Consider the following 13,931-nt stretch of genomic DNA (forward strand, 5'->3'; position numbering starts at 1 on the left):
TGAGGGGAAGGGGGTCAGGCGACGCCGAGCCCCTGCGCGACGCGCTGGCCGAGGTCCTTGTGGACGTTGGCCCAGTAGCCGGCCACGCGCTTCTTCATGTCGGCGGTGACCTCGGGAGCCGAGGCGTGGCCGAGGATGTTGCTCACCATGTGGTCGCGGTCGACGTCCGAGAGCACGTTCTCCCACAGCGCGCGGGGCTGGACGAAGTCGTCGTCCTCGCGGTGCCTGACGTGGGCGCTCCGGATGATCTCACCGGCGACCCGGTAGTTCTCGCCCTCGTAGAGCGACGGGTCGGCGGCGGGGCCGTTGACGCTGTTCGGCGCGTAGACCGGGTCGCCCGGGTTGCGGTAGCGCATGTGACCGTCGCGGTTGTAGCTGTGCACGGGCACCTTCGGCGCGTTGACCGGAAGCTGCAGGTAGTTCGGCCCGATGCGGTAGCGGTGGGCGTCCGGGTAGGAGAACAGCCGGCCCTGGAGCATCCTGTCCGGGGAGGGACCGATGCCCGGCACCAGGTTCGCCGGCTCGAAGCCCGCCTGCTCGACCTCGGCGAAGTAGTTCTCCGGGTTGCGGTTCAGCACGAACCGCCCGATGGTGATCTCCGGGTAGTCGGAGTGCGGCCAGACCTTGGTGAGGTCGAACGGGTTGAACCGGTAGTCCGCGGCGTCCTCGAACGGCATGATCTGGACGTTGACCGTCCACGCGGGGTGGTCGCCGTTCCTGATGGCGGTGTGCAGGTCGCGGAGGTGGAAGTCCGGGTCCTCCGCCACCAGCGCCCTGGCCTCGGCGTCGGTGAGGTTCTCGATGCCCTGCTCGGTCTTGAAGTGATACTTCACCCAGAACTTCTCGCCGACGGCGTTGTACCAGAGGAAGGTGTGCGACCCGAAGCCGTGCATGTGCCGCCAGCTGAGTGGCGTGCCGCGGTCGGTCATGAGGAACGACACCTGGTGGGCCGATTCGGGGGACAGCGTCCAGAAGTCCCACTGCATGTTGTTGTCGCGCGTGTGGGTGTCGGCGCGGCGCTTCTGCGAGTGGATGAAGTCGGAGAACTTCGAGGGGTCGCGGATGAAGAAGATCGGCGTGTTGTTGCCGACGATGTCGTAGTTGCCGTCCTCCGTGTAGAACTTGATCGCGAAGCCGCGGGGGTCGCGCACGGTGTCGGCGCTGCCCAGCTCGCCGGCGACGGTCGAGAAGCGCAGGAAGAGCTCGGTTTCCTTGCCCTTCTGAAACAGCGAGGCCTTGGTGTACTGGCTGACGTCCTCCGTGATCCGCAGCACGCCGTACGCGCCGCCACCCTTGGCGTGCACCACGCGCTCGGGGACCCGCTCCCGGTTGAAGTGGGCCATCTTCTGGATCAGGTAGTGGTCCTGCAGCAGCAGCGGGCCGTTGGGACCGACGGACAGCGAGAACTCGTCGCTGGGAGCGGGGATCCCGGCGTCGGTGGTGGTGATGGGCCTGTCGGTCATGTGGCTGTCCTCCGGGGTCACTCCATGGATCTACGTGCGAAAAGCGACGGAAAGCGGGTGCGCGGCGCTCGCTTCCAGGTGCTCGGGTGCTCGGGTGGTGCTCGGGTGCTCAGTCCCGGGCGGGGCAGGGCGGGGCGCTGCCGGTCTCGGCCCGGCACCGGGGGCACAGGCCCCAGTAGATGACGTCCGCCTCGTCCACCAGGTATCCGGCGTCCGACGCCGGATCCAGGCAGGGCGCGTGCCCCACCGCGCAGTCGACGTCCGTGATTCGTCCGCAGGTGCGGCAGACGAGATGGTGGTGGTTGTCTCCCACCCGCGTCTCGTACCGCGTCGGGCTGCCCGCGGGCTCGATGCGGCGCAGCAGTCCGCCGCAGTGCAACGCGTTCAGCGAGTCGTAGACGGCCTGCAGGGACACCTGGCCGACCCGATCGCACACCCCGCGGTGGATGGCTTCCACGTCGAGGTGGTCGCCCCCGCTCACGGTCTGCAGGATCGCCAGCCGGGCCGCGGTCACCCGAAGTCCGGCTTGGCGAAGGCGCCCGGCGTCGTCCACAGCTCCCACGTTATCAGCACACTTGAATGATTCAAGTAAAGGAACTCTCCCAGTTATTTGCCCGTGGATCTCCCACAGGCTCCCGGATGACGGTGGGAGATGGCATGCTCGGGTGCCGTGAGACGTCAGCCCCTCGCCCTGCCCCTGTTCGCCCTCCTCGCGGTCCCCCTCCTCGTCGCGGGGTGCAGCCCGGCCGAGAGCGAGCCCGTCCCCGGCGCGTCACCACTGGAGGTCAAGACGGCGACGCCGCCGCCTCCCAAGCCGCAGCGGCGCCCCTTCACGATCTCCTTCGCCGGTGACGTGCACTTCGAGGGCGTCCTGCGCAACCGGCTCGACGCCGACCCGCGTACGGCGCTCGGCCCGATCGCCGCCGTCCTGCGCAAATCCAACCTCACCGCGCTCAACCTCGAGACGGCCATCACCACGGCCGGCACGCCCGCGCCGGGCAAGCAGTTCACCTTCCGTGCCCCGGCCACGGCGTTCACGGCGCTCAAGGCCGCCGGGGTGGACGTCGTCACGATGGCCAACAACCACGGCATGGACTACATGGAGAGCGGCCTGCGGGACACCCTCGCCGCGATCAGGTCCTCGAAGTTCCCCGTCATCGGCATCGGCGCGAACGAGACCGCGGCATACCGGCCCTATCGCAGGACGGTCAACGGCAACCGGGTGTCGATCATCGGCGCGACCCAGGTGCTCGACGCGCAGTTCATCCAGTCGTGGACCGCCTCCGGCGACAAGGCCGGGCTCGCGTCCGCGAAGAACGAGCCCCGCCTGCTGCGTGCCGTACGGCAGGCCCGCAAGAACTCCGACACCGTCATCGTGTTCCTGCACTGGGGCACCGAGCTGGTCAAGTGCCCGACGCCGGTGCAGCGCGGCCTGGCGGACAAGCTGGTGGCCGCGGGCGCCGACGTGATCGTCGGCAGCCACGCGCACATCCTGCTGGGCGGCGGTTACTCCGGTCAGTCGTACGTCCATTACGGCCTGGGCAACTTCGCCTTCTACAACTGGGGCCCGGAGACCGGGACGACCGGGGTGCTCACTTTGACGATCAACGGCAGGAAGGTGCTCAAGGACCAGTGGACCCCCGCCCGGATCAACGGCGGCGTGCCGATTCCCGTCACGGGCGGGGCCAGGCAGCAGGCGCTCGGCGCGTACCGGGCACTGCGCGGCTGCACCGGCCTGTCGGCCGCACCCGCGGACTCCTGACGACGCGGCTACAGGATTCTTGCCGCAATTCAGACGACTGGTCGGTAAGCGCTGACCACGGCGCGTGAAACAGGCAAGATGGGTGAGTGTCCAGCCGGTACGTGAGGGAAGCAGGCGGTCCCGCCTTGGCCGTCGAGCAGTGTGCTGCCGTTGAGACCTGTGGTGCCGCCGAGAAACGGGGCCGTGGGAGTGGTGAGGGGATGTCGCCGCGCGCGTCGCATCCCGGTGAGCCGCTGCGGCGGCGTCCTTCGCAGCGCCGCAGCGCCCGCCGAGTCGAGCGGATGCTCGACGCCTGCGCCGAGCTGCTCGACGAAGGCGGGTATGACGCGCTGACGACCACCCGGGTGGCCGAGCGGGCCGGAGTGGCGATCGGCTCGGTCTACCAGTTCTTCCCCGACAAGCGGGCGCTCAGCCAGGCCCTGACGCGGCGCAACGTCGAGCTGTTCGTCGCGCGGGTCGGGCGTCGCTTCATGATGGAGGACTACACCGGCTGGTGGGACGCCGTCGACGCCATCATCGACGAGTACGTCGAGATGCACCGCAGCGTGCCCGGGTTCCGCTCGCTGCACTTCGGCGAGGTCTTCGACCTCGACCTCCTCGACTCCGTGTCCGACAACAACACCGTGATCGCCGGACGGCTGCGCGCGTTGCTGTTCGCCGAATTCGGACTGGCAGACAGTGAGGATTTGGATCGTGCCATTCTCGTCGCCGTCGAGGCCGGGGACGCGGTGCTGAAGCTCGCCTTCCGGCACCAACCGCACGGCGACCCCGGAATCGTGGCCGAGGCCAAGCAACTCGTCCGCGGGTATCTGTCCCGCCAGCTCGCCTCCGCCGTCTCGCGGCAGGTGTGACGACGCGCGTCCTCGCGCCGCGGGGCGTCTCACTCGTGGGGGCGGTGCGGATCCTCCGGCGCGTGGGGGCCGGGTATGGCGTGGGGGACGCCGATCGTGGGCCACAGCCCCGGCGCGGTGCCCGGGACGTAGGCGGTGTTCTGCCACGACCTGGTTCGGGTGCGCGGCGGTATCGTCAGCTGCCGCGTGTCGTCCTCGTCCGTCAGGCGCGGTTGCTTCTTCCCGGCCGCGTCGTCGCGGCATCGCAGGCTCGCCGCCGGCTCGACCCTCAGCTCCATCATCTGCAGCTTCGCCTGCAGCCGGGCCAGTTCGGCGCGGGCCTGGTCGAGGGCCTCGTATTGGGCCGTGACGAAGCCGGCGAAACCCGGAACCAGGGCGGCGAGCACCGTTGTGGAGGCGAGAGTCAATATCACCCGCTTGGACATGCTGTAACGCTCCTCGCCGAGCTTCGATTGGCACAGGCATGGAGCGATATGCCCGACTATCTGCCAGGAAAAGCGGATAGTAGTCAAACGTGTACTAATCGTTGCTTCGGCAATGCCTGGTGTTGTCCTGCGAAAGCAGGCCGGGATCGGTAGCCTCGGCTCTGTGGCACATGTGACAAATGAGCAGGTGGACCGACTGCTCGAACAGGCTCTGCTGCTCGATGACCACGGTGCCCTCGCCCGCCGCCTCGACGCGCTGGCCCAGGGGTACGAGTCGGGAGAGATGTCCAGGGCGGCGATCCTTGTGCTCGCCGCGGAGGAGTGGCGCTCGGCCGGTCAGCCCGCGACCGCTCTCGACCGTTACCAGAGCGCTGCGGAGGACGGCGGGGAGGTGCCGGTGGACCCGCGGGCGGGAATCGCCGACACGTTGTTCGAGCTCGACCGGCCCGCGGAGGCCAGGGCGGTGATCGCCGCGGTCAGGTCGGGGGACTGGAACCCGGCCACCGCGCTGACCATCGCCGAGACGCTCATGGCGTACGGCGATCTCGACGCGGCGCACGAGTGGGCCACCGACGGCATCCGCGCGTGCGGCACGACGGGGTCGGGCATCCGCGACTCGCTGCTGCGCACCCGCTATCGCATCCGGGTCGATCTCGGCCTGCCCGAGGACGACCTCGACGCCCTTCTCGACGTCTCCCGCTGAGCCCTCTCGCTCCCCAGCTCCCGGCCCCCAGCTCCCGGCCCCCAGCTCCCGGCCCTGAGCTCCCGGCCTCCGGCTCCGGGGCAGGTGAATCCGGGCATGTGAAAAGGGGCCGTGCGTCACGGCCCCTTGGTCACGGCGTCTGCGGTCGCAGCGTCTTCGTTTCGGTGTCTTTTTCGGTGTCTTCGGTTTCAGCGTCCGCGCTTGCGCGGTCTTGGGTCGCGCGGTCTTGGGTCCTTCGGCCGAGCGGTCGTGGGGTGCGCGGTGTCTTGGGTTGCGCAGTCCTCGCCGCACGACCGCCGTCCTTGCGCGTCGTACGGCGAGGGCTACGGCAGGAGCTTCTTGCCCGTGGTGGCGGCGAAATCGGTCACCGCGCGCGTGCCCGTCACCTTGGTGAGGGCGGCCGGGGCGGTGATGTCACGGTTCGGCTGGTGCGAGGCCGCCCGGGGGTACTCGCGCGGCCGCAGCCGCGGCACGTGCCGGCCGTCCGCGATGTCGGGCTCCACGCCCACGGCGGTCCCCCGCCCGCGCGCGGCGTCGTTCCGCTGACGCTTGTCCTTGGCCCCCTTCACGCGCTCGCCCTCGGCCAGGGCGGTGTTGCGCGTGCCGGGCATGGGCCGCCCGGCCTGACCCGCCTGGTTGGCGGCCTGGGCGGGAGCGGCGGCGCCGGGCTGCTTGCGGGGGTGGTGCGCCTTGCGGTGGCGGCGGTCCTTCACCGGGAAGGTCTTGGTGCTCTGCTCCTGGCTCGAGGCGCCGCTCTGCGAGCTGGTGCTGTGGGACACGCCCTGGGGTGCGAGACCGCCCTGTGAGCCCTGCGCGCCCTGGTCGCGCCCCTCCGGCCCCTGGCCCGGCTTCTGGGTCCCGGGCTTCTGCGCTCCGGGCTTCTGGGTCCCCGGCTGCTGTGTTCCCGGCTGCTGTGTTCCCGGCTGCTGTGTTCTCGGCTGCTGGGGCGCCGAGCCGCGGGAGGCGGCGCCCGCCGGCTGGTCCTGCGGCTTGGGATTGCGGTGGCCCTTCTTCGGATGTCCCTGCGCGACGGGGTGCTCCCGCTCCCGGGCGGCCGGCGCGGTCCGCAGCGCCTGCCGCGCGCAGCCGTTCGCCGCGCTGGGCTTGGCGGGGGCGGCGGCGAGGAGGGGCACGGCGCTCCTGGCCGGGAACAGGGTCTTGGCGTCGGCCGCAGGCACGGCGGCGGTGCGGCGGTCGGCGACGGCCGAGGCGCCGGCCACGGCGCCGTGCACCGGTGCGGTGACCGCCTTCGCGGGCGCCGAGAGGGTGGTGGCGTCGGTGGGAAGCGTCTTCGCGGCACTCGCCGGTGCGGGCAGTGCCGACGTGGCGCCGGACGCCGTGCCCGGCAGCGAACGGGGGCCGGGCACAGCCGGCAGCGCCGCGGGCGCCGGGAGGGTCTTGGCAACCGTGGCGGAGCCGGTGGGGAGCGCGTTGTGCCCCTGCCCGGCCGCCGCCCCGGCCGCGTCGGCGATGCTCAGCACGCCCGCCGCCGGAAGGGTGGTCAGTCCGCCCGTGAGGTCGGGGCCGGTGACGTCATGGCCGGTGACGCCGCCTGCCGTGATGTTGTGGCTCTGGGCCCGGCAGGCGTCGGCGAGCGCGCCGTCCTTCGCCATCGCCGGGCCCCCGGCGAACCAGCTCACTCCGGCAGTGACCGCCGCAAGCGCGACGCACCGCCCTCGAATACTTCGTGATGTCCTGGACATCCACGTCCCCCTGATCGCGTACGGTAGTCCGACGAACGCCGAACGTAGCAGCGAGGGGATAGGGCGGGGCGCGCTTGCCTCAATGGTGGGAAAGACCTTACCGAGAGGGCCGGATCGTCAACGTGTCCCCTGCCTCGTCAAAGTCGACGATTACCTCGTCGCCGTCCCGGATGGACCCCGACAGCAGCTCCTTGGCGAGCTTGTCGCCGATGGCCGTCTGGATCAGGCGGCGCAGCGGGCGCGCGCCGTACAGCGGGTCGTAGCCGGTCAGCGCGAGCCAGTCGCGGGCGGCGGGGGTGACGGTCAGCGTCAGCCGCCGGTCGGACAGGCGCCGGGCGAGCCGGGCGACCTGCAGGTCCACGATCTGCGACAGCTCCTCGGTGCCCAGCGCGTCGAACACGATGATGTCGTCGAGCCGGTTGAGGAACTCGGGCTTGAACGACGCCCGCACCGTGTTCATGACCGCCTCGCGCTTGGCCGCGCTCTCCATCGTGGGGTCCACGAGGAACTGCGAGCCGATGTTCGAGGTGAGGATCAGGATCGTGTTGCGGAAGTCGACCGTGCGGCCCTGCCCGTCGGTGAGCCGGCCGTCGTCGAGCACCTGCAGCAGGATGTCGAAGACCTCGGGATGGGCCTTCTCGATCTCGTCGAGCAGCACCACCGTGTAGGGCCTGCGGCGTACGGCCTCGGTGAGCTGGCCGCCCTCCTCGTAGCCGACATATCCGGGCGGCGCGCCGACGAGCCGGGCCACGCTGTGCTTCTCGCTGTACTCGCTCATGTCGATTCGGGTCATGGCCCGCTCGTCGTCGAACAGGAACTCGGCGAGCGCCTTGGCCAGCTCGGTCTTGCCGACACCGGTGGGACCGAGGAAGAGGAACGAGCCGGTCGGACGGTCGGGGTCGGAGATGCCGGCCCGAGCCCGCCGTACGGCGTCGGAGACGGCCTGGACGGCCTGCTGCTGGCCGATCAGGCGCCTGCCCAGCTCGTCTTCCATGCGCAGCAGCTTGGCGGTCTCGCCCTCCAGCAGCCGGCCCGCCGGGATGCCTGTCCAGGAGGAGATGACCTCGGCGATGTCGTCGGGCCCGACCTCCTCCTTCACCATCGGCTCGGCCTCGGCCTCCACCTTCTCGGCCGCCTTGGTGGCCTCGGCGAGCTCCTTCTCCAGCCGCGGCACGTCGCCGTACATGAGCCGCGAGGCCGCCTCGAAGTCACCGTCGCGCTGGGCCCGCTCGGCCGCGCTGCGCGCCTCGTCGAGCTGCTTCTTCAGCTCGCCGACCTTGTTGAGCCCGGCCTTCTCGTGCTCCCAGCGGCTGATCAGGGCGTTGAGGTCCTCCTGGCGGTTGGCCAGCTCCTCGCGGAGCTTCTCCAGGCGCTGCCGGCTGGCCTCGTCGGTCTCCTTGGCGAGCGCGAGCTCCTCCATCTTCAGCCGGTCCACGATCCGCTGCAGCTGGTCGATCTCCACCGGCCGCGAGTCGATCTCCATGCGGAGCCGCGACATCGACTCGTCGACCAGGTCGATGGCCTTGTCGGGCAGGAACCGCGCGGTGATGTAGCGGTCGGACAGCGTCGCGGCGGCGACCAGGGCGCTGTCGGAGATCTGCACCTGGTGGTGCGCCTCGTAGCGGCCCTTGAGCCCGCGCAGGATCGCGATCGTGTCCTCGACCGTCGGCTCGCCGACGTAGACCTGCTGGAACCGCCGCTCCAGGGCCGGGTCCTTCTCGATGCGCTCGCGATACTCGTCGAGCGTGGTGGCGCCGATCATGCGCAGTTCGCCGCGGGCCAGCATGGGCTTGAGCATGTTGCCGGCGTCCATCGCGCCCTCGGCGGCGCCCGCGCCGACCATCGTGTGCAGCTCGTCGATGAACGTGACGATCTGGCCGTTGCTCTCCTTGATCTCGTTGAGCACGGCCTTGAGGCGTTCCTCGAACTCGCCGCGATATTTCGCGCCGGCGACCATCGCGCCGAGGTCGAGCGCGACCAGGCGCTTGTTGCGCAGGCTCTCCGGCACGTCGCCCGCGACGATCCGCTGGGCGAGGCCCTCGACCACGGCGGTCTTGCCGACGCCGGGCTCGCCGATCAGCACGGGGTTGTTCTTGGTGCGGCGCGACAGCACCTGGACGACCCGGCGGATCTCGCTGTCGCGGCCGATCACGGGGTCGAGCTTGCCGGCACGCGCCCGCTCGGTGAGGTCGACGCCGTACTTCTCCAGCGCCTGGTAGGTGTCCTCCGGGGTCTCGCTGGTCACCCGCGCGTGCCCGCGGACCTTCTCGAACGCCTCCAGCAGCGCGTTGGGCGTGGCGCCCGCGGCCTTCAGCAGGTCGGCGACCTGCCCGCCGTCGGTGGCGAGCCCGACGAGCAGGTGCTCGGTCGAGACGTACTCGTCTTCGAGCTGCTTGGCCCGCTGCGCCGCGGTGTTGAGCACGGTCAGCAGCTGACGAGAGCTGGACGGCGCGCTCACCGTGGAGCCCTGCGCCTTCGGCAGCCGGTCGAGCAGGTCCTCGGCCTGGGCGCGCAGATGCCGCGGGTCCGCGCCGACCGCCTGCAGCAGCGACCCGGCGATGCCGCCGTTCTGCGCGAGCAGGGTCGTCAGCAGGTGGGCGGGCGCGACCTCGGGGTTGCCGTCGGCCGCGGCCCGCCGGACGGCCGCGGACAGGGCCTCCTGGCTCTTCTGGGTGAACTTGTAGTCCATATGTGAATGCCTCGTTTCGCCGGTCAGGCCGGTGGCAGTTCGTAGCGGACCAGTGCCCGCAGCATGGTGAGCTCACCCCTGAGCCGGGTGACCTCCTCGCGCAGGTGCATGTTCTCGGTTTCGAGTTCGAGGATGCGTTTGATGCCGGCGAGGTTGATGCCGTGCTCCTGGGAGAGCCGCTGGACCTCGCGCAGAAGCACGATGTCCCGTGTGGAATACAGCCGTCCCCGCCCCGCCGTACGGCCGGGGCTCACGAGCCCGAGCCGGTCGTACTGGCGGAGCGTCTGGGGGTGCAGCCCCGACAGCTGGGCGGCTACGGAGATCACGTAGACGGGGGTGTCATCGGAGATGTCGAAAAACCTGGCATCCATCGGCTCACTCGCTTCTGGCCTGCTTGATCAGCTCTTCGCGAAGGTCCTGGCCCTCTGTGGCGTTCCTGAACTCCTCAAGGGCCGCGCGGGCCTTGTCGTCGAGGTGCTGGGGCACCGTGACCTGGACGGTGACCAGCAGGTCGCCCTTCGTGCCGTCCTTGCGGGGGGCGCCACGGCCACGCACCCGGAACGTGCGCCCGTTGGGCGTTCCCTCCGGGATGCGCAGGGTCACCGGCATCCCCCGGAGCGTCGGCACCTTGATCTCGGCGCCGAGCGCGGCCTCGGGGAAGGTGACGGGGACCGTGACGGTCAGGTTCTCGCCGCTGCGCCCGAACACGGGGTGCGGTTTGACGTGGACCAGCACGTAGAGATCCCCGGCCGGGCCGCCGTTCTCACCGGGCGCGCCCTTGCCCTTGATCCTGATGCGCTGGCCGTCGCCGACCCCGGCCGGGATGCGGGCCTGGATCGTACGTGTGCTCTTGCCGCGCCCGCTGCCCTCGCAGACGGGGCAGGGGTCGTCGACCACCAGGCCCCGGCCGCGGCAGTCGCGGCACGGCTCGGAGAAGGCGAAGTTGCCGAGGTTGCGGCTGGCCGCCCCGGTTCCCTCGCAGGTCGGGCACACCCGTGGCGTGGTGCCCGCCTTCGCCCCCGTGCCGCCGCAGGCGGTGCAGGCGGCCGAACTGGTGAGCCGGAGAGACACGGTGCTGCCGTCGACCGCCTCGCCGAAGGACAGCGTCACCTCCGACTCGACGTCCTGGCCGCGCCGTGGCCGGGCAGTGGTCGTGCGCGTGCCCGGTCCGCCCCGGTTGAACAGCCCTCCGAACAGGTCCCCGATCCGGTCGCCCGACCCCGAGCCGCCGAACAGGTCGCCGAGGTCGAAGTTGAAACCGCCGCCGGCGCCGCGCGGGCCCCCGGCTCCCGCGAAGCCGCCGACGCCCGACCCGAACAGCGTGCGCGCCTCGTCGTACTCCTTGCGCCGCTTGACGTCGGAGAGCACGTCGTAGGCCTCGGAGACCTCCTTGAACTTCTCCTCGGTCTCCTTGTTCCCCGGGTTCGCGTCGGGGTGGTACTTGCGGGCGAGCTTGCGATACGCCTTCTTGATCTCGTCGGCGCTCGCGGTCTTGGGCACACCAAGGACGGCGTAGTAGTCCTTTTCCAAGTAGTCCTTGGTGCTCATCTATCGCTTCCTTCGCACGAAAGGGGAGTGGATCGGTGTTTCCGCGCAGGCCCCGCGGCTGTCGTCACGGGCGCCCTCGCGGGTCTCTCCCGATCTTCGCTGATCGGGAGAGACTCCGCGGTCTCAGTTCTCGTCCGGTTCGCCGGACTCGCCGGAGTCTGCCGCCGTCTCCTCCGGCGCCGCGGCCTCCTCGCTCGGCTCCGCGACGGCCACGCGGGCGGCGCGCAGGATCCGGTCGTTGATCCGGTAGCCCGGCTGGAGGATCTCGACGCACGTCGGCTCGGTCACCTCCGCCGAGTAGCTGTGCAGCAGGGCCTCGTGCACGGTCGGATCGAAGGGGTCGCCCTTCACGCCGTACGCGGCCAGGCCCAGCTTGGCGACGGCCGCCTCCAGCGACTCGCTCACCTTCGCGAACCCACCGGTCAGCTCGCCGTGGTCGCGGGCGCGTCCGATGTCGTCGAGCACCGGCAGCAGCTCGGTGAGCACGCTCGCGACGGCCTGTTCCCTGACGGCGATCCGGTCGCGTTCGACCCGCTTGCGGTAGTTGCTGAACTCCGCCTGGAGCCGCTGCAGGTCGGCGGTGCGCTCGGCGAGCAGGTCCCTCGCGGACCCCTCGGCGGGCGCCGCCGCCTGCGTGCCCTGGTCCGCGGGGGCGGCCTCGGGGGCCTCCCCGGCGGACTCGCGGGCCTTTCCGGTCTCCGGGTCGATCTTGCGGTTGTCGCGGATCACCGGCTCCTCCTCGGAACCGTTCTCACGCGGGCTCACTTGCGGCCGCCCTCCCGCTCGTCGTCGACGATCTCGGCCTCGACCACGTCTTCGTCGGCCTTCGCCTGGGCGCCCTCGGCGTCCGCGCCGGGCGCGGCGCCCTCGGCGCCGGCCTGCGACTGGGCGTAGATGGCCGAGCCCATCTTCTGGCTGACCGTGGCGAGCTTCTCGGCGGCGGTGCGGATGGCCGGGATGTCGGTGCCCTCCAGCGCCTTCTTCAGCTCGGCGAGCGAGTCGTTGACCTCGGTCTTGACGTCGGCCGGGACCTTCTCGTCGTTCTCGCGGAGGAACTTCTCCGTCTGGTAGGCCAGCGCGTCCGCGTTGTTGCGGACCTCGGCCTCCTCGCGGCGCCGCTTGTCCTCCTCGGCGTAGGACTCCGCCTCGCGCATCATGCGCTCGATGTCGTCCTTGCCCAGGGCCGAGCCGCCGGTGATGGTCATCGACTGCTCCTTGCCCGTGCCGAGGTCCTTCGCCGACACGTTCACGATGCCGTTGGCGTCGATGTCGAAGGTGACCTCGATCTGCGGGATGCCGCGCGGGGCCGGGGCGATGCCGGTCAGCTCGAAGGTGGCCAGCTTCTTGTTGTAGGCCGCGATCTCACGCTCGCCCTGGTAGACCTGGATCTGCACCGACGGCTGGTTGTCCTCGGCCGTGGTGAAGACCTCCGAGCGCTTGGTCGGGATCGTCGTGTTGCGCTCGATGATCTTGGTGAAGATCCCGCCCTTGGTCTCGATGCCCAGGCTGAGCGGGGTGACGTCGAGCAGCAGGACGTCCTTGACTTCGCCCTTGAGGACACCGGCCTGGAGCGCGGCGCCGATGGCGACGACCTCGTCCGGGTTCACGCCCTTGTTGGGCTCCTTGCCGCCCGTCAGCTCCTTGACCAGCTCGGACACGGCCGGCATGCGGGTGGAGCCGCCGACCATGACCACGTGGGCGATGTCGGAGATCTTGATCCCCGCGTCCTTGATGACCTGGTGGAACGGGCCCTTGCAGCGCTCGAGCAGGTCGGCGGTGATCCGCTGGAACTCCGCCCGGGTCAGCTTCTCCTCCAGGTGCAGCGGACCCTCGGAGGAGGCGGTGATGTAGGGCAGGTTGATCGTGGTCTCGGTCTGGGCCGACAGCTCGATCTTGGCCTTCTCGGCCGCCTCGCGCAGACGCTGGAGGGCCATCTTGTCCTTGGCCAGGTCGACGCCGTGCGCGTTCTTGAAACGGGTCACCAGCTCGTCGACGACCCGCTGGTCCCAGTCGTCGCCGCCGAGGTGGTTGTCACCGCTGGTGGCCTTGACCTCGACGAACCCGTGCCCGTCCTCCTGGCCGACGTCGAGCAGGGACACGTCGAAGGTGCCGCCGCCGAGGTCGAAGACCAGGATGGTCTGGTCCTTCTCCTTGTCGAGGCCGTAGGCCAGGGCCGCGGAGGTGGGCTCGTTGATGATGCGCAGCACGTTGAGGCCCGCGATCTGACCGGCCTCCTTGGTGGCCTGCCGCTGGGCGTCGTTGAAGTACGCCGGAACGGTGATCACCGCATCGGTGATCTTCTCGCCCAGGTACGCCTCGGCGTCCTGCTTGAGCTTCTGCAGGACGAACGCGCTGATCTGCTGGGGCGTGAACTTCTTGCCGTCGATCTCGATCGACCAGTTCGTGCCCATGTGGCGCTTGACCGAGCGGATGGTCCTGTCGACGTTGGTCACCGCCTGCCGCTTGGCGACCTCGCCGACGAGAACCTCCCCGTTCTTCGCGAACGCGACCACGGACGGCGTGGTCCGCGAGCCCTGAGCGTTCGCGATGACCGTGGGCTCGCCGCCCTCGAGGATCGAGACGACGGAGTTGGTCGTCCCCAGGTCGATACCTACCGCACGTGCCATGAGTACGTCCTTGTAGTCAAAGTTGAGTCGGTCAGACTCAGATCCTAGCCCCGCCGATGGGGCTGTCAACCGTCTTGAGTCTATGGGGCTCAACCCTGGAGCGCGCGGATTTCATCCCCTCGCCGGGAACTTGTGTGATCTGCCCTCTCTGTGCCGCTTT

General features: G+C 70.1%; 12 protein-coding genes. 3 read left to right on the plus strand and 9 right to left on the minus strand.

Annotation, left to right across the window (positions count from 1 at the left end; translation table 11 throughout):
* Positions 1-14: 14 nt before the first annotated feature.
* Together FLX08_RS01080 and FLX08_RS01085 are read right to left on the minus strand one after the other, a co-directional pair.
* Complete coding sequence (locus tag FLX08_RS01080) at positions 15-1,463, minus strand: catalase (RefSeq protein ID WP_142616160.1); 1,449 nt, start codon at positions 1,461-1,463, stop codon at positions 15-17.
* Between the two features lie 109 nt (positions 1,464-1,572).
* Positions 1,573-2,016: a Fur family transcriptional regulator gene (locus FLX08_RS01085; RefSeq protein WP_142616162.1), complete on the minus strand. Its 444-nt coding sequence runs from the start codon at positions 2,014-2,016 to the stop codon at positions 1,573-1,575.
* Between the two features lie 117 nt (positions 2,017-2,133).
* Between FLX08_RS01085 and FLX08_RS01090 the strand changes: the two genes are divergently transcribed.
* Complete coding sequence (locus FLX08_RS01090) at positions 2,134-3,225, plus strand: CapA family protein (protein WP_244312182.1); 1,092 nt, start codon at positions 2,134-2,136, stop codon at positions 3,223-3,225.
* Between the two features lie 200 nt (positions 3,226-3,425).
* Positions 3,426-4,076, plus strand: a complete 651-nt coding sequence (locus FLX08_RS01095; protein ID WP_142616166.1) for a TetR/AcrR family transcriptional regulator — start codon at positions 3,426-3,428, stop codon at positions 4,074-4,076.
* Between the two features lie 29 nt (positions 4,077-4,105).
* Here the strand turns inward: FLX08_RS01095 and FLX08_RS01100 are convergent, their stop codons facing one another.
* A complete protein-coding gene (locus tag FLX08_RS01100) occupies positions 4,106-4,501 on the minus strand; it encodes a hypothetical protein (RefSeq protein ID WP_142616168.1) in 396 nt (131 codons plus the stop codon).
* A gap of 163 nt (positions 4,502-4,664) precedes the next feature.
* Here FLX08_RS01100 and FLX08_RS01105 point away from each other — a divergent pair, with 163 nt between their 5' ends.
* Entirely contained in the window at positions 4,665-5,204 is a 540-nt protein-coding gene (locus FLX08_RS01105) for a YfgM family protein (protein ID WP_244312183.1), read from the plus strand.
* A 323-nt stretch (positions 5,205-5,527) separates the two neighbouring features.
* Here the strand turns inward: FLX08_RS01105 and FLX08_RS01110 are convergent, their stop codons facing one another.
* The 6 genes from FLX08_RS01110 to dnaK form a co-directional block, all read right to left on the minus strand.
* Positions 5,528-6,844 carry a hypothetical protein gene (locus FLX08_RS01110; RefSeq protein WP_142616170.1) on the minus strand — a complete coding sequence of 439 codons (1,317 nt, stop codon included), beginning with the start codon at positions 6,842-6,844 and terminating at the stop codon, positions 5,528-5,530.
* Between the two features lie 160 nt (positions 6,845-7,004).
* A complete protein-coding gene (gene clpB / locus FLX08_RS01115; protein ID WP_142616172.1) occupies positions 7,005-9,596 on the minus strand; it encodes an ATP-dependent chaperone ClpB in 2,592 nt (863 codons plus the stop codon).
* 23 nt (positions 9,597-9,619) lie between these two features.
* Positions 9,620-9,967, minus strand: a complete 348-nt coding sequence (locus FLX08_RS01120; protein ID WP_142616174.1) for a heat shock protein transcriptional repressor HspR — start codon at positions 9,965-9,967, stop codon at positions 9,620-9,622.
* A gap of 4 nt (positions 9,968-9,971) precedes the next feature.
* Complete coding sequence (gene dnaJ / locus FLX08_RS01125; protein ID WP_142616177.1) at positions 9,972-11,144, minus strand: molecular chaperone DnaJ; 1,173 nt, start codon at positions 11,142-11,144, stop codon at positions 9,972-9,974.
* Positions 11,145-11,267: 123 nt separating this feature from the next.
* Entirely contained in the window at positions 11,268-11,909 is a 642-nt protein-coding gene (gene grpE, locus FLX08_RS01130) for a nucleotide exchange factor GrpE (protein WP_142616179.1), read from the minus strand.
* Positions 11,906-13,771, minus strand: coding sequence for a molecular chaperone DnaK (gene dnaK / locus FLX08_RS01135; protein WP_142616181.1), 1,866 nt, complete (start codon positions 13,769-13,771; stop codon positions 11,906-11,908). Before dnaK ends, grpE begins: the two co-directional genes overlap by 4 nt.
* Between the last annotated feature and the right edge of the window lie 160 nt (positions 13,772-13,931).

It is taken from the genome of Microbispora hainanensis (genome assembly GCF_006874475.1).
Classification (GTDB): Bacteria; Actinomycetota; Actinomycetes; order Streptosporangiales; family Streptosporangiaceae; genus Microbispora; species Microbispora hainanensis.